The organism is Bacillus sp. FSL K6-2944 (genome assembly GCF_038005385.1).
Taxonomy (GTDB): domain Bacteria; phylum Bacillota; class Bacilli; order Bacillales; family Bacillaceae_G; genus Bacillus_A; species Bacillus_A cereus.
The window spans coordinates 3,245,584-3,266,409 of record NZ_JBBOTE010000001.1 but is presented as its reverse complement, the minus strand read 5'-3'; the positions used below and the strand labels follow the sequence as shown (position 1 = coordinate 3,266,409).

Sequence of the window (20,826 nt, the reverse complement as noted above, 5' to 3'; positions counted from 1 at the left end):
GTTGAATCATGTTATAACTTCATGTAATATGAAGTTGTCGAAAGTGAGGTGGATTATTTTGCAAGACAAACTAGTATCATTACGTATGTATAATAGGTTAACACAACAAGATATGGCTAATTTAATAGGAACTGATAAAAGAACATATGTTAATAAAGAGCATGGAGTTACTCAATTTAAAGCCAATGAAATGTTCTTGATCGCTCAAAAGCTAGGCAAAGGTATTGAAGAAATTTTTTTACCGACAAACTTCATGAAATATGAAGTTTCGGAGACGGATGGTGCTATTAATGGAACGAACTGTATTGGATAATCCACCAAGTGAAGAAACAAAGTTAAGAATGGTGGAATTTTTCATGAAAACATCTATCCCTCGTATTTTAGAAGAAGAACGTAAAGAAAAACTAGATAAGGAAGGTGACTAATCATGAAAAACGGTAAAAATCCAACAAAAAAGGAAAAAATGCATATCGAATCATACAATTTAAATCCTGAACATTGGTTAATCTTTAAAAAAGTAAGTAACGAATTACATTTATTACATCGTTATACAAATACAACTAAAGTAATTCCAAAAGTATATTAATTAGGAGGAACGTAGCATGGCTAAATTAACAGCAGTAAACGAACAAGCATTAGTATTTGAAAACAACGGAAAAGTAGTAACAGATAGTTTAATGATTGCTGAAATGTTTGAAAAGACACATGACAATGTATTGAAAGATATTAGAAAACAAATTGAATATGCGGGACCTGAATTTTGACTCGTAAATTTTCACGAGTCAAATTATGAAAATGAGCGTGGGCGAAAATATCTTAAGTACAACTTAACAGAAGAAGCTTTCACGCTAGTTGCAATGAGTTACAACACAAAAGAAGCTGTTCAAATGAAAATCAAGTTTATCGAAGAGTTTAAACGAATGAAACAACACATACAAAATCAGCAACAACTTCCTAAAGATCCAATGAGTATTCTGAAACTCACATTTAATGTTTTAGAAGGTCAAAAATAAGAAATTCAAGATATTAAATCAGATGTGAAGGATTTAAGAGAAAACGCTCCTTTATATGCTATCGAATGTGATGAAGTATCAAAGGTTGTAAGAAAGTTAGGTGTTCTTCTATTAGGTGGTAAAGAATCTAATGCTTATCGGGATGTTAGCCTTAGAAAAAAAAGTGTATAGCGATATTTATAGTCAATTACATAGAGAGTTTGGGATTAGTAGTTATAAAGCTATTAAACGTCATCATTTAGATAGAGCGATTCAAATCATTAATGAAGAATATTCACTTCCAATCATTTTAGAAGAAGAAATTACAGCTACAAATGCACAAATAAATATGGCGGAAGTTCAGTAGGAGGAGCAAGCATGCAACAAAAGATTTTAGTGATTACTAGTAATTTCGCAGGTTTTCCAGGTATCAGTGAATTTCACACAAAAGAAGCTGCAAAAGAAGAAGTTAAAAAGTTAATTCAAAAAGGTGTAAGTCCAAAATCAATTCGTGTAACGCAAGAAATACCTATGAACATCGATATTCAAGTGGATGTTGAATTTTAATAAGAAAGGTTTAGGTGAGAAAAGTAATGGAAGTCATGATTGATTTAAATACATTTGCTGATGGAGCACTTGCTGAAAGATTTCATCAAGAGTTTGAGCGTGTAATGGAAAATATGGCGGATTTAAATACTGATCCTAAAAAAGCAAGAAAGATTGTTTTAACACTTTCGTTTGCTGGTGATAAAAAGCGTGATGTATGGAATTGTCAGGTTCAAGCCACTTCGAAACTAGCACCAACAGAAGCGGTAGAGTCTAAGATTCTATTAGATATGGACCAAAACGGAAATTTAGTTGGTCAAGAGTTAGCTTCGGGGATCCAGGGACAGTTTTATATGGATCTACAGGGTGATGTGAAAACAGATGTTGGACAACCTGTAGAAGAAGTAGAAGAAAAAGAACAAAATCAGGCTGTTGAGAAGCAAACAGTAGTAATCGATTATATGAAAGGTAAATCTAATTAAGAAAAGGGGAAATAAAAATGACTATGACAAGAGAAGCAATTGAAAAAGTATTAGAGATTGGAACGATTGAAACACATAAAATCGGGGAACAAACTTATTCAACACAACGATTACATCTTGTGCAAGAACCAACACCAGCAGAGATTACTGTTCGTAGTTTATCTGGTTTAGTAGGTTACGTGAAATCAGAATTTGACACAACAGAAGCTGTAATGATTCATATTGTAAACCCAACAACGGTAAGATGCTTTACTGCGGTTAATGGAGATAAGGCTAGAAGTACTTATATCGAAGCACAAGCATCCATTCCACGTTTTAATTTTGGAAGCTTTTATGACAGAGAAGAATTTAATATTGCATTGCAATCAGGTTTTGTACAAAACAATCATCGCGACATTGTTTTACAGGTAGTTGGTACCGTTGTAGAAGAAGATGTAAAGGAAATTGGAGATGATGGTGTATCACAAGTTGTAACGGTGAAAACAGGCGTTGCTAGTAGAGGGAATGCGAAAGTACCAAATCCAGTGCAATTAAGCCCATATAGAACATTTGTTGAAGTGGAACAACCCGAAAGTAAGTTTGTGTTCAGAATGCGTGAAGGTGCACGTTGTGGTTTGTTTGAAGCCGATGGTGGGGCTTGGAAGCTAGAAGCGATGAATAACATTAAAGAGTATTTAAACGTAGCATTGGCGCAAGAAATTGAGTCTAAAAAGGTGTTTGTTTTAGCTTAATGGATATTACAACAGTAGAAAGTACAACGAATGTCTGTATCTTCGGATTAGGGATAGTGATACTTGCGTATGGAGTTTATAAAGGTGGTACTTTCATTGAACGAAAGTTTGATGAAAGTGATCGCTTAGAAAGGGAGGCTTTAAATGATGGGAATAGAAAGCCGAGTTCTTCCGGAACATCTAGAAAAGGCTGTGGAATTAGAAGAGGAGCGTAGAGAGTGTATACAAAATCTACATCTGTTATATAAACAAATGAACCAGGCAAATAAGGAAAGTAATAAAACTTTGTATCTTGAATTGCATAACGCTTATCAGAAGCAAAGTATAAAAGATTTAGAGATATCAAAACAGTTATCAGCTATGTATTTTAAGAAACAGAAAAGTGATCGTGAAGCAGAAAGAACAGAGGTTTTTCGTGTAGCAGATCATCTAGAAAAGGTGGGTGGCAGAAAAGAAGTAGTTGAAAGAATTCGCAAGAATGCATAAGAGAAGAACCCGCTGCAACGGGTCCTGAAATAAAAGAATTAATACGTATTATATCAATTAATCAATATTTTGGAAATAGGAGAGGTAGGGAATATGGGAATTGTAAGAGTAGAAAAGAACAAAAATTATTCTGTCGTAAATAATACCGGTTTAAGAGATGAAAGGCTTTCATGGAAAGCAAAAGGTATTTTAGCGTATATCCTTACACTTCCGGATGATTGGGTATTTTATAGAGAAGAGCTAGCTACGCATGCGAAAGATGGTCTTGATAGTTTAAGAAGTGGAATGAAAGAGTTGAAAGAATACGGATATTTACAACGTATTCCAATTAGAAACGATAAAAATAAAATTGTCAGTTGGGAAACGGTAATTCATGAAGTTCCACAAGTCGAGCCATTGGTGGGTTTTCCACCAGTGGAAGAGCCACCGATGGAAAACCCACTGGTGGAAAATCCCGAGCTACTAAATACTAATATACCAAGTACTAATAAATTAAATACTAATATACAAAATACTAATTATTATCATGATGATAATAAAGAATCTAAATCACATGTATTAGTCGATGAAGAATTTAAGGTCAGTTATAACTTTTTAAAAAATGAAGGCATTCCATTAAGTGAAATGGCCATTACGGAATTAGGAGAGTTTTGTGATTCATTTGGTAGCGAATTAATTAAACATGCTGCTCACAAAGCCATTGATGAAAATAAACCAAAATGGAATTATATTAAGGCCATTTTGAAAAGCTGGGAAAAACAAAAAGTAAAAACACTAGATGATGTTGCTACATTAGATAGGCGCTTTGAAATGAGTAAGAACAAACGATTGAATGGTTCGGGACCAGGTCGTTCAAATAGAAAAGAAATTGTTCCAGATTGGTTATGTGAAGATGTTGGGCCAACTAAAAAAGAAATTGAAAAGCAAAACTCGCAATCTATTGATGAAGAGCGTGAGAGATTGCAAGAAGTGCTAAACAAATATAAATCATAGGAGGAATTTACATGTTAAATCCATTTGAAGATGTAATTGGAGAAGAGTGTTATAAATGCGAAAATCCTTTTCCTGAGTCTGATATGAGTAAAATATATATTTCTGGTTTGGAAAGGACTTTATGCAAGCAGTGTAGAGAGCAGCTTGAACAGAAAGTAAAAGTGTTAGATTTTCGTTTCATTTATGACGTGCTAAAGGAATTAATAAAAGGATTCGGCCGCGAGAAAGTCCGTCAATTTGATTTAGTAACTGCAAAAAGATACGTGATTGATAATGAAGTAGCTCTAACGATTGAAAAACGAGGTGGCAAGTTCAATCAAGAGTCATTAGGTAAATTTGTTTACTTATCTACCGAAGAGTTAATTACAATCATCGAATTTTTAATGAGAAAAATGAATCCTAATCTATGGATGAATGCTGTGATAGGGAATGTGTTAGATCAACAAATGATTATTACGCTTTCACCAATAGAAGGTGAATCAAATGACTGAACAAATCACAATAGATCATGATTTTATTTATGAGCCACTAATAGATACATACATGGTGGATATTGTTACAGAATCAGGATTCAAATTAGAATTTTGTGAAGCTGAAACGAAAGAAGATGCAGGATTAAAAATCCGTGAAAAATATCGTAAGAATTATAGTTTTAAGATTCGTAGTATTGAAGTTTCGAATAGATCGTTAAAAGAAATTCAAGAACTTAACTAACAATGGTAATTCCATCAAGAGAAGAAAGAATGAAGCGCAGGAAGTTAACTTATATAGCGAATTAGTTTGAATTCATAAATCTTGTACGAGGAGAGATAGGGAATGAATTTACAAATTGATGAAAAGAATGTAGCTACTGGTCAATGGGTTGTATGCGAATGGAAGGATAACAAAGTTATTACACAAGTGAAACGAGTGATTAAGGATACTTTTAACGACAAAGTAGAGTTATGGGGATGCGAAGGAGCAATACATGGTGATTGGGGCTATAATCATGCGAATACATGTAGATATGCCACAGTTGAGGAAATCAACGCAGAAAGTGTAAGACGTGTATTTGCTCAAAAAGGACGTAAGCCGAACGAGTATCGTTCTGGTGATGTTGTAACGGATGATGTGTATGCATCTCGTGTTTTACACGTAATAGATGATAGAGCAACTGTACAAATTATGAACTCGCATCAAATATATGAGGTTGCAATAGATAATTTAGAAATGCTATTTTTCGCTGAAGATATGGTTGGATAAAGCAAGTGAATAAATAGTTTGCTCAATCTCAAATAAAGGATAAGGGGATACACATTTAAAATGCGATATGCAAGAGGCACTCAATATGGTTTATATGCATGTAAGGGTAACGATAAAGATTACAAATGGTTTAAAAAAGCTAGGAAAGGTATGGGAAATATAACTATTAAAGAGAACAAAACGTTATGATCATACAACGAAAAACTTGATCCAACATTTAATTGGGACAGAATGATGGGAAGAGTTTGTTGGTCATTTGTGAATGGGGATACGGAAACTACCATGTTTGCACTCTTAAAATATACAAAAATACCACGCTGGATTGCTGTGAAGCTAAAGAGAAAGGCGTGATGCAATGTTCTCGTTATTTGTAGGAATTGTAGTGTTTATCATGGTGTTGTCATTTTTATGGATTGTAGCAGGTAAATTAGGAGTTTTTGAGTGTATTGGAAACGTAGTATTAAAAATTAAAAACATGTTCAAGGAGGAAAAATAAAATGAATACAAAGAAAATTGTAGGTGCAGCAGTAGTAGGATGTAGTCTTTTAACAGGTGGAATTTTAACTGCAATGAGCGTAAGGGTGATTGACCAGGGGACATGCAGGTGTTGTTTATAACAAGTTCAAAGGACAAGCTCCAGATGTGATTGAGAACGGGTGGTTGCAGACTCGACTTAAGAAAGCGACATGAAACGTTTTCTCTAACGATTCAGTTCTTGAGGTATTCCAACATCAAGGGGAAATGAATGGAGCGATAGAAAAAGAATTTAGAAAAATGGGATGGTAAGTTACCACAAGTGAGTGGAGAAGCTAATCCGTTGGTTCAAGTTAAGTAAATAATTCAATCTGGACTTCTTGAAATATAGGAGTCTAGATATTTATACAAAATAATTATTGTAGTGGAAAGAGAGGGAGTATCATGGGTTACGCTAATAGAGGAATGTCATTTGAACTTTTATTAAACAATACATGCCGTATGTATAAAGCAGCGAATGTAGGAGTATTTAATAAGCGCCCTACACCAATAAAAGTGATACAGACTGATAAGAAAGGGAATATAACTAAAAGTGCGTGGGAAAGTAAATCTACAGTAGATTATGACGGTGTGTATAAAGGAAGGGCTGTTTATTTTGAAGCGAAATCTACTGGAAAACCACGAGCTTCCCGTTAGATAATATAAGTAGGCACCAGATTGACTATTTAAAGGATACACAAGAACAGGGAGCACTTTGTTTCTTTTTAATAGAATTCAGAACGGATCAGGTTATTTATTTTGTTCCTGTTTCTGTAGTAGCAGAATACTATGAAGCTATGCTGTATGACGGAGGAAGAAAGTCTATTCCAAGAGAGGAATTTGAGAAAAGAGCGTATATAGTACCACAAACGAATAGAGCACCTGTTGATTATTTATATCATGTAGATAAGTTAGGAATGGTTACTATATGAGTCCAAAAGAAGCGAGGATGGAAATACTAGGGTTAACAGATAACCATTGCCGTCAGTGTGACAATACATGTTCTCGTGATTTTGTGTATTGCTGGACAAAGTGTGAAGTAGGGAAGAGATTGAATGAAATAGGGGTTGTTTTGGGAGGTAAAGTTTTTGTTAAAACATCCATACAAAGAACAGAAGACGAATGGAATAAAATTTGTGAAGAGACCATTAAACTTAAAGAACATGGAATGAAATATATTGAAATTGCTAAAAAGTTTAATGTGAGTTATGGACATTTAAGAAAACAGTTAAATAAACGTAACATGAAGAAATAAGTTTACGTGGTGAAAGAGGAAGCAGGTGAGCCAACCCTTGTTTGAATGGTTTAAAGATTATAAAAAGTTGGAAGATGAAATCATTTATTTAGAAAATAAATTGCATAGAAGTAAAAAAGAATTAATGCGTTGGAGTGTTGGTGATTTATCAAAGTATAAGTTAACTGCGGATTCAGATGGTGCGAAAATAGAAGAACACATAGCGGTTATAGAATATGAGTTAGCGAATAAGATGAACGATCAGTATGACCTCAAACTATTAATTAGCAAGTTTGAAGGGTTAGAAAATAAAATTTTATTTGGTAAGTATGTGCAACGAAAAACATTAGAATCTATAGCTAGAGAATTAGGCTATAGTAGTAGTTATGTATATCAAAAGCATGCTGAAATTTCTAGAAGGATAAAGCTGGCTGAGGAACTTACACTTTTCTTACAGTAAGTTTTACACATGGTATCTATTGAAAAAATGAATTATAGTAATAGCATAGAATTTTACGTAAGAGCGACTATCTTGCATAAAGGTTCTATAAAAAAGAGCCACATGACTTATGTAAAAGTCATGTGGCTGTAATGGGTTGGAAGGCAAGGAAGTTATGCCTTCGCAGAAATTTAATTAGGATACATGCATTTTAACATGTTAGGCATCTTAGTGGATGCAGAAAATGACATTTGTCAAAGGACAAAAAATGTAGGTTAATGAGGGGACTATATGATATCTTAAAGAAGGTAAGAAATAGCGGAAACTGTTTCCTACTATAATATGTCTACAGGCTTTCGCGGGCAACCATTGTAACAGGAAGAGCCGCAACCAGCAACCATAGTCGTCAATTGAATGATTATGGTAGTAACGGGAGAGCGGTTGCTCTTCTTTCAGGCGCCAAGATGGAGATAGGTATGTGTAATGTGGGCAAGTTACATATATACTTGGCGTTTGAAAGAGGCGCTATATCCATAATGGAGGCGTATGTTTTTAGGGTGAAGGAATGAAGAATGCCAGAATATACAAATGTGGGTAAGCTATAGTAGATGTAAGGGATTCTGGGCATTCTTCAACCTTCTGAAAGAAATGTTGGAGGAAAACAGTTTAGATATAAGTGTAATTGTTTACCAAGTTGAGGGCCTGAAATAAACCGTTTGGAGGGTTTGTTTTCCAACCATTTGTAGTATGCGTAGAAAAATGGTTTTTACAACCAAAAAATGCAGTGTCTAGAACTTTTTTCTAAGGATAAGCATACAATGAAGTATAGGACAACACCTATTAATAGCGCTTTTTCCAAAGACCTTTCTCTCTAAATAAATTATGTAAGAGCAGTCATGTCATTGATTGCTCTCTTTTTTTATCAATACGATTAAAAATGGTGTTATGTACCAAAATTAAGCATATAAATGTGGTATAAACATTTATTAGGATGTTCTTGTAGTGGAAAACAGTGAGGAAGGCGTGAAAAAATGGATACTACAAATACAGATTTACAAAAGAAAATTGATAGGTTACAGCTATGTTCTGTGGATGATTGTGTTTATCAGGAACATCTAAAAGTATATGAGGAATTAGGGATTTATACAGAGCGTTTTGAGTATTATAAAATGTTTGGGAAATGTTTTGTGCCCTATTCAAAAGAATATGTCATGCGTTCAACCATGGAAGAGTTGTTGAAAAGAGATAAAGAAAAATACATACAATGTAGGCCTTCTTTTTTTTATCGTTTAAAAAGAAAGATGGGTGTATGGATATGGAGGGGAAAGGTGAAGTCGTTAGGTGGATTAGCAGAGTGGAGCCAGAAACATTCAAAGGATAAAAAGAGATAGAATTTTTTTCTTATTCGCATGAAAAAACTCAGCCAAACTTTTGTATGATACATAATCTGGCTGTGTGGGGGTGAACGGGTACTGAAAAACATAATGGTCTCTTTAGGGGCGTTTATGTAGGGTGAGGAGAGAGTGGAATGGATAAAATAGTTACGACCCATGTTGGACTTGTGAATGGAAAAGTACATATTTTTCAAATGAGTTTGGAAAAATTTTTAGATAAAGTAGTTGCTCCAGATGGAAGTTTTAGGGAAGGTTTGATACGTTTTAATGATATTTTAATTAATCCAGAACAGATTGTTTCTGTGCAACAAGTGTCTTCTGTTCGGACTCGAAGACCAAGTCGGATAATAGAGTAATTTAAAAAAACATCCATTTGGGTGTTTTTTTTTGTGGAGGAATGAATAGATGAAACAAACAAAACAAGAACAAGCCGTGATCATCGGCACATTCATTTCAATGTTAGGACAGGACCTTGTGAATGAGCGTATCGATAAACAGAAATTAGAACATGCAATTCCAATCTTTAATGAGTTGGAAGATAATACAACACCAAAGCAAAGAAGAGAAGCGATGGTTAGTTTGTTAGATAAAACCGTGGATGAATTTGTAAAGGAATAGAAACAAATGAAAAGCACAGCTGCATCATCATTTGTGGACGATAAGCAACTGTGCTAAGGGTAGAGATACATAAAGGATCCAACTATGATTGAGCCTAGACAGCAAGAGAGGTTTAACTCATGTTTACTATAACAGGAAATAAAGATACAGAGAATGTTAAAAATGACCTTTTCCAAGAGTAAAAAATGATAAGTCAGTATAGACGAAAAAATACACAGCTACATCATCTGTGGAGACAAGTAGCTGTGCAAAGAAAGGGTAAGAAAAAATCCGTTATAACCATAATAGGTGTTCGGAATGTTAGGGTACTTTTACTATAACAAGAAGTATACAAACATAAAATTATAAAGATGACCTTTTGCAAATGTAAAGGGAAAGGTAAATAAGGGATGAAAGAATATAAAACCAAACAACAGAAGCGTAAATTTTATGACAGTGGTGAGTGGAAGAGGTTACGTGAACAAGTAAAGAAGCGTGACAACTATGAATGCCAAGAGTGTAAGCGCAATGGTAGTGTTTGTGTGGACACCAATGAATACAGCGAGAGAGCAAAGCGTAAGAAGATACAGCTTGTTGTCCATCATAGAAAAGAACTGGAACATCATCCAGAACTTGCATTAGAAATAGATAATTTAGAAACAGTCTGTGTGGATTGCCATAATAAAGAACACGGTAGAGTGTTTGTTAAAAAGGTAAACAAATGGGAAAACGATGAAAAGTGGTAAAAATGATAAAAATGATTCGGTAATAACACCCCCCGGTTCAAGAAATGGGCTTTTTTTCGTCTAAGGGGCACCGGAGGAGGGGGTTAACTGTCAGGTTTTTTTCGAAAATACGCGCGTAAGGGGGGTGGGTAGATGGCTGTTAGTATTGTAAGGTTAAAGGAACAGTTAATGAATAGTATTGATACGACAGATTTAGTTGAAGTTGAAAAGGTGGAACGTTATATTGATCTAGTTAAAGCATTTCGAAAAATTAATAAAACGATAACTAAAGAAGGGGAATCTGTAACAATCAAAAATGGAACCCAAGTTTTCGTTAAGGCCCACCCTCTTATAAGTGAGAGGAATAAAATTAACAGTTCTTTAATTGCGTTAGGGAGAGATATAAAGTTTGTTGTTAAGAATACTATCCCTGATACAGGATATAACAAAAGTGATCTTACATGATTAAGCAAAAATATGTAGAAGAATATATTGAACTTTATCGAAGTGGGAAAGTGAAGTTCAATAAAGAAAGAGAACTGTTAATTGGATATCTAGAAAAATACGTTCTAAATAGAGACGATTTGTATTTTGATGATGAAATGATTGAGGATTGTATTAACTTCGGTGAGAAGTGGTATTTTCCGATGCAACCATTTCAAAAATTCTTAATAGCATTCGTCTTTTTGTTTTATAAGAAAAATGGACGTGTATTTTATCGTAAATTCCTATGGATGTTAGGGCGTGGCGGCGGTAAAAATGGTCTGATTTCTGTTATTATTCATTTTTTAATTAGTGAATTACATGGCATTCCAGAGTATAACATTTCAGTTGTTGCGAATAGTGAAGAACAGGCGAAAACAAGCCCTGATGAAGTTCATAAATGTGTGAAGAAGAATGAGGTCTTGAAGAGGGCCTTTAAAACAACGTTAACTCAAACGGTTTCAAAGGCTACTGAAAGTGTACTGAAGTTTAGGACTTCAAACGGTGATACAAAAGATGGTTTGCGTGATGGTGCTGTAGTATTTGATGAAATACATCAATACGAAAGTAATAAAGATGTCCGTGTTCATATCAGTGGTTTAGGGAAAAAGAAAAACCCACGTGAATTTTACATTGGTACAGATGGATATGTTCGTGACGGTTTCTTAGATAAGCAAAAAGAAAAGGCAATGAAGGTATTGAACGGTGAAGCACGTCCGAATGCTGTCTTTCCTTTTATCTGTAAATTGAATGATGAAAACGAAGTGGATGATATTGATAATTGGGAACTTGCTAATCCTATGTTATCTAAACCATTGAGCGAATATGCTGAGGGGTTACTTGAAACTATAAAAGAAGAATACGAAGATTTAGAAGATGACCCAAGTAATAGAGAAGAATTCATGACAAAACGAATGAATTTACCTGTTACAGATTTAGAAAGGTCAGTTGCAAAATGGGAAGAGATTGCGGCAACTAATCGCGAATTGCCAGATTTACAAGGTCATGAATGTATCGGCGCACTTGATTATGCAAGTATTCGTGATTTCGCAGCATGTGGATTACTTTTTAGAAGTAAGGGTGATTATTTATGGAAATCTCATTCGTATGCTAGAAAGGAATTCGTTGATAAATATTATAGTTATTCCAAAAAGCATGATGCTGAAATTGCAGGTAAGAAAAAGTTTGCACCAATTAGAGAATGGGAAGAGCAAGGCCTTCTGACAGTTGTGGAAGGAGAAACAATTGATCCGCATACCATCGTTGCTTGGTTCGTTGAAATGCGAAATTATTATGATATCAAAAAAATCATAATGGATAATTATCGTGCGGACTTACTAAGAACACTTTTTGAGGATGCTGGATTTGAAGTTGAAGTAATTAGAAATCCGAGAGCTATTCATGGTTTGCTTGCTCCTAGAATTGAAGTTGCATTTGCACATCGCCAAATTGTATTTGGTGATAATCCAATAATGCGTTGGTATACCAATAATGTACTCGTTGTTATTAAAAAAGATGGAAATAAAATGTATGAGAAGAAAGAACCAGTTCGCAGAAAAACAGATGGATTCCAGGCATTTGTACATGCTATGTATCGAGCGGATGAGGTAAGAGAAACAGATGTTGGTGCAGCGCTAGACTTGCTGAATGCATTGAACTTCTAAGAAGGGGGTGAAGGGGAAATATGAGTTGGTTGTCGGATGTACTTGGTAAAAATAAAGAGATTAATATGATGCTAAATGATTTTGATTTCTTTGGTATTGAAACGAATCAAAGAGCGTATTTAAAAAAGGTAGCATTAGAAACTTGTATTAATTTTATTGCTCGAACCGTTTCGTTGTCTGAATTTCGGATGATGAAAAAGGATACACGTCAATATAATGATTGGCATTATTTATTGAATATTAGGCCCAATACAGATCAAAGCGCAGCTGATTTTTGGCAAGATTTTGTGTATAAATTGATTCTTGATAATGAAGTGTTGGCAATTCTTACAGATCAAAATGATTTACTCATTGCTGATCATTTTGATCGTGTTGAATATGCAGTATATCCTGATGTGTTTAAAAATGTAACCGTAAAGGATTATACATTCCAAAGGTCATTTCAAATGGACGAGGTTATTTACATTACTTATAACAATGAAGAATTGACAAAATTTATGAGTGGAATATTCAAGGATTACACTCAACTTTTTAGTCGTATGATTGAGACAAATATGTTTTCTAATCAAATACGTGCAACTGCCGAGATGGAATCCGCACAGAATTTGGAGGGGGAAAACCTTACTAAATTACAAAGCTTTATGGATAAATTGTTTGGGGCGTTTCGGAAAAACGCTTTTGCAATCGTTCCAAAAATAAAAGGTTTTAACTATACGGAAATTGCCGATGGTTCAAATAATGGAAGGTCTGTAGAGGAACTATCAAAATTAAAAAAAGATTTAATAGATCATGTGGCTAATATTTTAGGTATTCCTACGGCATTAGTTCGTGGTGATATGGGAGACTACGAAACATCAATTAAAGCCTATATAAAGTTCTGTATTAGTCCTCTAATTAAAAAGATTGAAGATGAATTAAATGCGAAATTAATTGAAAAAAAGAATTTCCTATTAGGAGAAAAAATTGAAGTAACTGGTGTGAAAGAGAAAGATATTATAGATCATGCTGAAGCTGTTGATAAATTAGTAGCAAGTGGTGCATTCACTAGAAATGAGATAATATGAAGCGACCTCCTAGATTATCAAGTCAGGGATTTTAACCCATAATAATGAATGAAAACATTATGAATGGGGTTATACCCTATGATAATAGGAGGCCACTATGGAAAATATAATCTATATTGGGATGGATGTCCACAAGGAAAGTTTTAGCTTATGTGCACTACACGGAACAACTGGGGAAATTGTAAGAGAAGCACGATGTGCTTCAAATGTATCTCTCGTAAAAAAATTCGTTGAGAAACTGAAAACAAAATATGGTGAAGATATAAAAATTAAAGCTGGATATGAGGCTGGTTGTTTAGGGTATTCACTTCATAATCTTCTTGAACAAAATGGAATTGATTGTGATATTTTAGCTCCCACAACAATGTACAGTTCATCAAAAAATAAAATGGTTAAAAATGATAAATTCGATGCCAAAATGATTGCTCTTAATTTAGCAAATGGCACCTATAAAGAAGTATATGTTCCAGAAGAAGAGGATGTTGCCGTGAAAGAGTATATCCGCATGTTAGGTGATTTTAAAACATCTTTGAAAAAAATAAAACAACAGATAAAAGCATTCCTTTTAAGGCATGGCTATGTGTATGAAGGGAAATCAAGCTGGACAATCGCTTATATGAAATGGTTAAAGAATCTTGATCTACAAGGATTATTCAAAGAAACGTTAGGCGAATACCTATTACAGTATGATGTTCTAGTCGATAAAATTGAGCGGTTCAGTCTGAGATTAGAAGAATTATCTCATCGTGAAAGGTACGAAGAACCAATCGCAAATTTAAGATGCTTAAAAGGTATAGATACAACATCGGCAATGACTGTTCATGTGGAAATTGCAGACTTCACTCGTTTTCCCACGGCTAAAGCATTTATGGCTTATGTAGGATTGACACCAAGCGAAAGCTCAAGTGGAGAAAAAATCAGTCGACGTTCGATTACAAAACAAGGAAATTCGACCGTTAGGTCTACTCTTGTAGAATGTGCAAATGCGTTGGTAAAAGGAACAATCGGATTAAAATCGAAGCGAGTGAAAGCAAGACAAAAAGGGCAACGAAGCGAAGTGATTGCTTATGCGGATCAGGCTGTAGAAAGGTTACAAAGAAAATATTATCGCATGATATATCAAGGGAAACCTAGAAATGTTGCCGTTACAGCTATCGCAAGAGAACTGGGGTGTTTTATATGGGGATTAGAAACAGGTAAAATTCACCGAAAATAAAGAGGGAAGGATATGAAGTTGATTGATTCATTCATAGTTAGAAACCAAAGGTATCAATTGATGGCATAGATGAGCTTCAGAGATAGTGAATTACAGGTCTGGCTATCTATGACTCACCTCTTCTGGCATGGCTGAAATTCTGATAAACAAGCTATTTATTAGAATTTGAAAAGGTGTGATCCACGCAGTGAGATTATAAGAGCCTAACGACGAACCATTAACCTGAGGTAACCAATCCACGAATAACAGAGTGGTTAACTGTCGATAGATCTTATTTCTGAAGCTTTTGTATGCCATCAAGAAAAATATTATGGGTGAAAAACTATTGACAAAGGTCACTTCATAACAGGTGAGGAAGTTGTTTGGTGCTGAACGCTCTAATAATCCAGAACTAGACGAATTTGTAATTACGAAGAATTATCAATCTGCAAATTCAATTGAAGACCTGCGGTAGTATGTCAACTGAGAAATAACAAAGTTTAAAGTTGCCAAAGGTCAATTTGTTTAAAAAAGGCATCACGAAACTAAACCAGTAACGAATGTAATTTACTGGAAAATAATGAAAGGTAGCGATGACAAAAATTTATGTCATTCTTTCACACACCTTCCAGGCGTAAAAAGTTGGTGGCTACGTAGTAGCGCATCCACCAATCGCACAAATTTTCTTGCGGTTAGAACGAGTGCACGTTTGTGTTGATGTTTTGGTACTTCATTATATTTTTTCACGTAATACTCTTGATAATCTGATACATGCTTTCTTACTGAATTGGCGGCTTCAACTAAGTAATAACGCAAGTAATGATTACCTGTACGGGATAATGAAGTATCTTCAGCTGTAAAACGACCAGATTGGTGCTTTCGCCAGTATAATCCAGCGTATTTGGCTATTTTTGTTTCATCGTCAAATCTTTCGATTTGGCCAATTTCAGCAATGATACCGGCAGCGAAAACAGGACCTACTCCAGGAATAGATTCAAGTGTTTGGGTCAAACCAGCCATGATTTTTTTAATAGACTTTTCTAATTCCTTGATTTGCTGTTGAAACGTACGAATGACTGCGATGGATGTACCTAAGATGACATCTATTGAATCTTCTACAACCTTATCCAAGCGATAAGAAGCTTTCACAGCTTTTTGAATGGATGCTGCTACGCATTTTGGATCACCAAAACGGTTTCGACTTTTTTCCTGTAGGAACTCAGCGAGTTCTTCTAAAGGCATATTAGCTAGTTCCTCTAAGCTGAATTTTTCAAGAAATAGTTCTGTCATGGCGCTACCAAATACGGAAGTATCCACCTCTTGTGAAAATGTATTACATTTAAAACTTAGGTGTTGAAGAAAGTGTTGTTTTTCTTTCGTTAACATTTTGACAAGTTGGTATCGTGATCGAGTTAATTGCTGCAGTGCCACGTACTGGCTTTCTTTTACGATAGACATTTGATTGCGGCCAAATCGTAAGTAATCAGCAATGACATAGGCATCAATCTCATCGGTTTTATTCATGTCAGAATAGCTTTTCTTAAAATTTGCGACTTGCTTTGGGTTTAGGAGAAATACTTTTGCTCCAAAACGCTGTAAATCTATATCATGGTGAAGAAACATAGAAGGATGAAAGCTGTAAACAGAGGTGGATTCTAGGCCAATCTTAAGGATGTCGACCTCTTTCCCTGCAACACACTGTAATAATTTTTCTTTGAGTGTAGTAGCTCCTGGTAGGTCATTACTGACCGAAAAAGAATCCAGTTTTTCTCCATCACCATTTAAAAAGCAAACTTTCATATCAAACGAACTTACATCTAAACCAACAAATAATCTCATGTAAGAGACCTCCCTTCTATATTAGAATCATTTCTTGGACGTCTCGAGATATCTCTAGTGTGTACGCCGACCAACAACCTCGTGTATGAGAGCTAGTCCTGAATCGAAAGCCGCCCTAGAGCTACTATCATCTAGGTTCGAGGGGCAGGCTGCTCAGCCTGCGAGTAGGGAGTCCCGCACGTTCACTGAGAAACACTCTTCAAATGTGGTAAATCCACAGGAGGTGAAAGAATTGTCCCAAATGATCCTACAATCATTATCTAGAAATATCTTGAGACGTCCAAGTATTTTTATTTATAGGGCTCTTATTAAGAAGAAAATCTAAGCCTGTAATAGGGCTTAAATATTAATATACGAGGAGGTGATAAGAATGAAAAATAAAATACAACATATTCCTTATCAGTTTTCTAATGCAGTTAATCCAGAAAATGATGAGCACGAAATGGTGTTATCAGGTTATATCGGTAGTAGCAGTTGGTGGTACGATGCTATTAGTGCTGAAAGTGTAAGAAGCGCTTTGAAAGAAGTTAGAGCATCTACAGTTAAAATTAAATTAAACAGTGGTGGTGGCGATGCCGATCAAGGTGTTGAGATTTATAATTACTTAAAGGACTTAGATAAAAAAGTCATTGTGGAAGTTACATCACTAGCAGCTTCTGCTGCATCGATTATTGCAATGGCTGCTGACGAGATTGTCATGCGCACAGGCTCACGAATGATGATTCATGAAGCGTCAACAATAGCTTATGGAAACAAGCAGGATATTCAAAAAACATTGAATGCACTCGAAGCGTATGATGAGTCGATAGTTTCAATTTATCAGCAAAAAACAGGTAAAAGTCGTGAAGAGATTACAGATTTATTAGAAGCTGAAACGTGGTTTACTGCTGAACAAGCAGTACAAGAAGGTTTTGCTGACAAAGTAGAATTTGATAATCGAGAAAGTGATAGTGGTATTACTGATGAACAGTTGGAACAGATTATTAATAGGGTAACGAATAACTTACAACAAAATATGAATTTATCAAATAAACCTAATCCAGAACCACCACATTTACAAGTGGAGGGCAATCAAAAACGGAAAAGGTTTTTTTAATTCTCAAAAATTAGGAGGAAACAATTATGGTTATGAAAATTAAAGGTACAATGGAAAACTTTGAAGCGAAAAAACAAGCATATATGAATCTGGTGAAAGCGGAAGATACAAAAATGGAGGATTTATCTGCAGCATTTGATGATATGTTTGATACTCTTGTAACGGATTTATCAGAAAAAATTTCAGCGCAAGCACGTATCGAAGCGCAAGACGCTCAAATTTTGACGTCACGTGGACAAAACGTTTTAACGTCTGAAGAACGTAAATTCTTTAATGCAGTTGTACAAGATGGGGGATTTAAGGATGATTCAATTCTTCCATATACTACACAAGAACGTGTATTTGAAGATTTAGTAACTGAACATCCATTACTTGAAGCAATTGGAATGCAAGATTTAGGAGCAGTAACGAAGTTTATTTATTCTGACGCAACAAAAGCGTATGCATGGGGAGAATTATTCGGTGATATTAGAGGACAAATAAATGCAGCCTTTAGAGAAGAACAAATTGGACAACTTAAATTAACTGCATTTAGCGCTGTTCCAAATGACATGCTTGAATTAGGTCCAGTATGGGTTGAGCGTTACGTTCGAACATTATTAGTAGAAAGTTATTCTGTTGGTTTAGAGTTTGGCTTTGTAAATGGTGGCGGATTAGTAGCGCATCAACCAGTAGGTTTAATGAAAGATGTAAATGCAACTACAGGCGCAGTTACTGATAAAAAATCATCCGGCACATTAACATTTGCTCCTTCTGAAAATGGTGAAGTAATTGCTGGTGAGCTTTATGAAGTAGTAAAAGCTTTATCTGTTGATGGAAAAGGAAAATCTCGTAAAGTGTTAAATAAAATTGTGATGGTTGTCAATCCTGTAGATGCAATTGGTGTACAAGCACGTAACACAATTCAAACTGCTAATGGCCAATGGGTAATGGCATTACCTTATAACATTCAAACTGTTGAATCTGAAGAAGTTCCAGTTGGAAAAGCGTTATTCTTTGTGAAAGGACAATATATCGCAGCAATAGCAGGTGGATACAAACTTAAAAAGTTTGACCAAACATTAGCGATTGAAGATGCTACGCTTTATACAATCAAACAGTTTGCTAATGGTAAACCAAAAGATAATAAAGCGGCTCTTGTTTATGATTTAAAAATTTCTTTTACACCACCAACTCCACCAGCAGCTAAATAAGGAATGATGTGAATGGATAAGGTAATTTCAAATGAAATATTACAGCAATTCAAAGATAGGATGCGATTAGGTGATGATGAAGATGACAACCTGAGACGCATCCTATTTGCATCCAATGAAGATTTAACTAGGGTTTGTGGTAATTACAATTTTAATATTGACGAGGTGTTCAAGGAATTAGTCTTTGAACGTTCTCGTTATGTTTATAACGATGCCTTAGAGTATTTCGATAAGAACTTTTTAAGCCAGATTAATAGTTTAAGCATTGGAAAAGCTTTAGAAGAAATTAAGTTGGACGGTGATTAATATGCGTCCTTTTCAGTATAAAAAACCATTAAATACAGGTGATTTCAGGAATCGAATTAGCATTGAACAACCTGTAGTAATAAAAGATGAATTAAACCAAGTAATCGAAACATCTTGGCAAGAATTAAAGAAAGCCTGGTCAATGATAAAAACGGTGAAAGGTTCCGAGTACATTGAAGCTTCGGCTTCACAAGCTACACGAGTTTATCGTTTTGTGATTCCTTATACTTCTGATATTACAGAAGAAATGCGAATCAATATGAAAGGTCGTATCTTTGATATTATCGAACCGCCAATGAATGATGATGAAATGTATCAAACATTGACTATTATCGCAAAGGAGCATACTTGATATGAATGATTTTGCGAGTGATCTTGCTAGAGAATTACAAAGATATGCAAATGTTGTGGAAGAAGAATTGTTGACAGCACAAGAAGAGGTTGCTGATGTTGCTGTAGAAAAATTAAAGCAAGGTAGTCCTAAAAAAACAGGGGCATATCGTAAAGGATGGCGTAAGAAAAAAGAAGGTAATGGTGTTGTCGTCCACAATTCACAAGGACAATTAACGCATCTTTTAGAAAATGGACATGCGAAAGTCGGTGGTGGCCGTGTACCTGCACAAGTTCATATCCTTCCAGTTGAACAATATGTAATTGATGAGTTACCAAGGCGTATTGAAAGGGCGCTTGAATAATGACATTAGGTGAGTTAATAAAAATCCTTGAAGCTACAGGTTATCCTGTGGCTTATTCGCATTTCATAGCAACGCCAGGAAAGCCAGTACCAGTGCCACCTTATATTTGTATCCTTGTTGATGGATCAGCAAATTTAATGGCTGATAATAAGGTGTATTACAAGATAGACGATGCAAATATTGAACTTTACACAAATAAAAAAGATTTAGTTGCAGAAGCAAAACTTGAAAAAGTCCTAGACGATCATGAGATTCCTTATGATTCGTACGGGACTTTTATTGAATCTGAAAAAATGTATCAAAAAATATACGAAACGAGGTTGATGTGAATGCCAGAAAATAAAGTAGCTTTCGGTCTGAAAAATGTCCACTATGCACTCTATGAAATTAAAGATGGTGTAGTTACATTCAGTACACCAATCCGATTACCAGGTGCGGTTGAATTAACCTGTGATCCACGAGGAGATCTAATTGAATTCTACGCGGATGACATGCTGTACTATGCAGCAAGCAATAACCAAGGTTATGACGGTACGCTATCCATCGCGACAATTCCAGAGCAATTTGCAGTTGATGCATTGGGAGAAGAATTAGACACAGAAGATGGTGTATTAAATGAATTAGCTGACGCAAAAGGAAAACCATTTGCTTTATTGTTTGAATTCGATGGCGATGTACGAGCGACTCGACATGTTATGTTTAACTGCGCAGCAAGTCGTCCAACAATTGCATCTAAAACGAAAACAAATTCAGCAGAACCTAACACAAATGAACTTAAATTTGTATCAAGCCCTATTGATATTAACGGAAAACGTATGGTTAAAACGAAAACTACAACTAAATCAAAACAAGAAATCTATGATAATTGGTACAAAAAAGTGTATACAAAGTTACCTGCAGTACCAAAAGGGGCGTAA

The 20,826-nt window shown here is 35.1% G+C and carries 29 protein-coding genes and 3 pseudogenes; 31 read left to right on the top strand and 1 reads right to left on the bottom strand.

The genetic code is table 11. The annotated features are described in order from the left end of the window. The first annotated feature begins 58 nt into the window (after window positions 1-58). From MHH55_RS16615 to MHH55_RS16500, 24 genes and pseudogenes are all read left to right on the top strand, one after another. Complete coding sequence (locus tag MHH55_RS16615; protein WP_078186325.1) at window positions 59-313, top strand: helix-turn-helix transcriptional regulator; 255 nt, start codon at window positions 59-61, stop codon at window positions 311-313. Beyond that, entirely contained in the window at window positions 291-425 is a 135-nt protein-coding gene (locus tag MHH55_RS16610; RefSeq protein ID WP_256703125.1) for a hypothetical protein, read from the top strand. The genes MHH55_RS16615 and MHH55_RS16610 overlap by 23 nt, the downstream gene beginning before the upstream one ends. A gap of 2 nt (window positions 426-427) precedes the next feature. After that, the gene (locus tag MHH55_RS16605) at window positions 428-586 is read left to right on the top strand and encodes a DUF6906 family protein (protein WP_000788391.1); all 159 of its coding nucleotides are present in this window, start codon (window positions 428-430) and stop codon (window positions 584-586) included. A gap of 16 nt (window positions 587-602) precedes the next feature. Then, window positions 603-1,359 (top strand): annotated as a pseudogene (locus tag MHH55_RS16600) (Rha family transcriptional regulator). Window positions 1,360-1,370: 11 nt separating this feature from the next. Continuing rightward, on the top strand, window positions 1,371-1,559 hold the full coding sequence (locus tag MHH55_RS16595; protein ID WP_001186272.1) for a hypothetical protein: 189 nt from the start codon (window positions 1,371-1,373) through the stop codon (window positions 1,557-1,559). A gap of 26 nt (window positions 1,560-1,585) precedes the next feature. After that, window positions 1,586-2,020, top strand: a complete 435-nt coding sequence (locus MHH55_RS16590; protein WP_078186324.1) for a replication terminator protein — start codon at window positions 1,586-1,588, stop codon at window positions 2,018-2,020. Between the two features lie 17 nt (window positions 2,021-2,037). Next, window positions 2,038-2,751, top strand: a complete 714-nt coding sequence (locus tag MHH55_RS16585) for a hypothetical protein (RefSeq protein ID WP_078186323.1) — start codon at window positions 2,038-2,040, stop codon at window positions 2,749-2,751. A 144-nt stretch (window positions 2,752-2,895) separates the two neighbouring features. Continuing rightward, a complete protein-coding gene (locus tag MHH55_RS16580) occupies window positions 2,896-3,237 on the top strand; it encodes a hypothetical protein (protein WP_078186321.1) in 342 nt (113 codons plus the stop codon). Between the two features lie 93 nt (window positions 3,238-3,330). Then, the gene (locus MHH55_RS16575) at window positions 3,331-4,230 is read left to right on the top strand and encodes a DnaD domain protein (RefSeq protein ID WP_078186320.1); all 900 of its coding nucleotides are present in this window, start codon (window positions 3,331-3,333) and stop codon (window positions 4,228-4,230) included. A gap of 11 nt (window positions 4,231-4,241) precedes the next feature. After that, entirely contained in the window at window positions 4,242-4,721 is a 480-nt protein-coding gene (locus MHH55_RS16570; RefSeq protein WP_078186319.1) for a hypothetical protein, read from the top strand. Further along, a complete protein-coding gene (locus tag MHH55_RS16565) occupies window positions 4,714-4,944 on the top strand; it encodes a hypothetical protein (protein ID WP_078186318.1) in 231 nt (76 codons plus the stop codon). The genes MHH55_RS16570 and MHH55_RS16565 overlap by 8 nt, the downstream gene beginning before the upstream one ends. A 102-nt stretch (window positions 4,945-5,046) precedes the next feature. After that, a complete protein-coding gene (locus MHH55_RS16560; RefSeq protein WP_078186317.1) occupies window positions 5,047-5,472 on the top strand; it encodes a hypothetical protein in 426 nt (141 codons plus the stop codon). 497 nt (window positions 5,473-5,969) lie between these two features. Continuing rightward, window positions 5,970-6,246 (top strand): annotated as a pseudogene (locus tag MHH55_RS16555) (prohibitin family protein); the annotation flags it as partial. Window positions 6,247-6,390: 144 nt separating this feature from the next. Next, window positions 6,391-6,917: pseudogene (locus MHH55_RS16550) on the top strand (Holliday junction resolvase RecU). Further along, entirely contained in the window at window positions 6,914-7,240 is a 327-nt protein-coding gene (locus tag MHH55_RS16545) for a hypothetical protein (RefSeq protein ID WP_078186316.1), read from the top strand. The pseudogene MHH55_RS16550 and the gene MHH55_RS16545 overlap by 4 nt, the downstream one beginning before the upstream one ends. Before the next feature lie 37 nt (window positions 7,241-7,277). Further along, window positions 7,278-7,679 (top strand): hypothetical protein, encoded by a 402-nt coding sequence (locus MHH55_RS16540; protein WP_078186315.1) that lies wholly within the window; start codon window positions 7,278-7,280, stop codon window positions 7,677-7,679. Window positions 7,680-8,689: 1,010 nt separating this feature from the next. Continuing rightward, the gene (locus MHH55_RS16535) at window positions 8,690-9,049 is read left to right on the top strand and encodes a hypothetical protein (RefSeq protein ID WP_078186314.1); all 360 of its coding nucleotides are present in this window, start codon (window positions 8,690-8,692) and stop codon (window positions 9,047-9,049) included. A 137-nt stretch (window positions 9,050-9,186) separates the two neighbouring features. Further along, window positions 9,187-9,408, top strand: a complete 222-nt coding sequence (locus MHH55_RS16530) for a hypothetical protein (protein WP_078186313.1) — start codon at window positions 9,187-9,189, stop codon at window positions 9,406-9,408. Between the two features lie 49 nt (window positions 9,409-9,457). Then, on the top strand, window positions 9,458-9,670 hold the full coding sequence (locus tag MHH55_RS16525; RefSeq protein WP_078186312.1) for a hypothetical protein: 213 nt from the start codon (window positions 9,458-9,460) through the stop codon (window positions 9,668-9,670). A gap of 389 nt (window positions 9,671-10,059) precedes the next feature. Then, a complete protein-coding gene (locus MHH55_RS16520) occupies window positions 10,060-10,395 on the top strand; it encodes an HNH endonuclease (RefSeq protein WP_078186311.1) in 336 nt (111 codons plus the stop codon). A 132-nt stretch (window positions 10,396-10,527) separates the two neighbouring features. After that, on the top strand, window positions 10,528-10,839 hold the full coding sequence (locus MHH55_RS16515) for a P27 family phage terminase small subunit (RefSeq protein WP_016125621.1): 312 nt from the start codon (window positions 10,528-10,530) through the stop codon (window positions 10,837-10,839). Then, window positions 10,836-12,521, top strand: a complete 1,686-nt coding sequence (locus MHH55_RS16510) for a terminase large subunit domain-containing protein (RefSeq protein WP_016125622.1) — start codon at window positions 10,836-10,838, stop codon at window positions 12,519-12,521. The genes MHH55_RS16515 and MHH55_RS16510 overlap by 4 nt, the downstream gene beginning before the upstream one ends. Window positions 12,522-12,541: 20 nt before the next feature. Then, window positions 12,542-13,585, top strand: coding sequence for a phage portal protein (locus MHH55_RS16505; RefSeq protein ID WP_254849822.1), 1,044 nt, complete (start codon window positions 12,542-12,544; stop codon window positions 13,583-13,585). A gap of 97 nt (window positions 13,586-13,682) precedes the next feature. After that, window positions 13,683-14,801: an IS110 family transposase gene (locus MHH55_RS16500; RefSeq protein ID WP_340880263.1), complete on the top strand. Its 1,119-nt coding sequence runs from the start codon at window positions 13,683-13,685 to the stop codon at window positions 14,799-14,801. A 588-nt stretch (window positions 14,802-15,389) separates the two neighbouring features. Here the strand turns inward: MHH55_RS16500 and MHH55_RS16495 are convergent. Beyond that, entirely contained in the window at window positions 15,390-16,619 is a 1,230-nt protein-coding gene (locus tag MHH55_RS16495; protein ID WP_340880302.1) for an IS110 family transposase, read from the bottom strand. 370 nt (window positions 16,620-16,989) lie between these two features. Between MHH55_RS16495 and MHH55_RS16490 the strand changes: the two genes are divergently transcribed. From MHH55_RS16490 to MHH55_RS16460, 7 genes are read left to right on the top strand one after another with little or no spacing between them, the layout of a single operon-like run. Further along, a complete protein-coding gene (locus MHH55_RS16490) occupies window positions 16,990-17,715 on the top strand; it encodes a head maturation protease, ClpP-related (RefSeq protein ID WP_000791073.1) in 726 nt (241 codons plus the stop codon). A 32-nt stretch (window positions 17,716-17,747) separates the two neighbouring features. Beyond that, window positions 17,748-18,908, top strand: coding sequence for a phage major capsid protein (locus MHH55_RS16485; protein WP_445661834.1), 1,161 nt, complete (start codon window positions 17,748-17,750; stop codon window positions 18,906-18,908). Window positions 18,909-18,920: 12 nt separating this feature from the next. Beyond that, the gene (locus MHH55_RS16480) at window positions 18,921-19,214 is read left to right on the top strand and encodes a hypothetical protein (RefSeq protein WP_078186478.1); all 294 of its coding nucleotides are present in this window, start codon (window positions 18,921-18,923) and stop codon (window positions 19,212-19,214) included. Window position 19,215: 1 nt separating this feature from the next. Then, window positions 19,216-19,566 (top strand): phage head closure protein, encoded by a 351-nt coding sequence (locus MHH55_RS16475; protein ID WP_078186479.1) that lies wholly within the window; start codon window positions 19,216-19,218, stop codon window positions 19,564-19,566. Window position 19,567: 1 nt separating this feature from the next. Further along, entirely contained in the window at window positions 19,568-19,909 is a 342-nt protein-coding gene (locus MHH55_RS16470) for an HK97 gp10 family phage protein (protein WP_078186480.1), read from the top strand. Then, window positions 19,909-20,238 carry a hypothetical protein gene (locus tag MHH55_RS16465; RefSeq protein WP_069355649.1) on the top strand — a complete coding sequence of 110 codons (330 nt, stop codon included), beginning with the start codon at window positions 19,909-19,911 and terminating at the stop codon, window positions 20,236-20,238. The genes MHH55_RS16470 and MHH55_RS16465 overlap by 1 nt, the downstream gene beginning before the upstream one ends. Then, a complete protein-coding gene (locus MHH55_RS16460; RefSeq protein WP_053564359.1) occupies window positions 20,239-20,826 on the top strand; it encodes a major tail protein in 588 nt (195 codons plus the stop codon).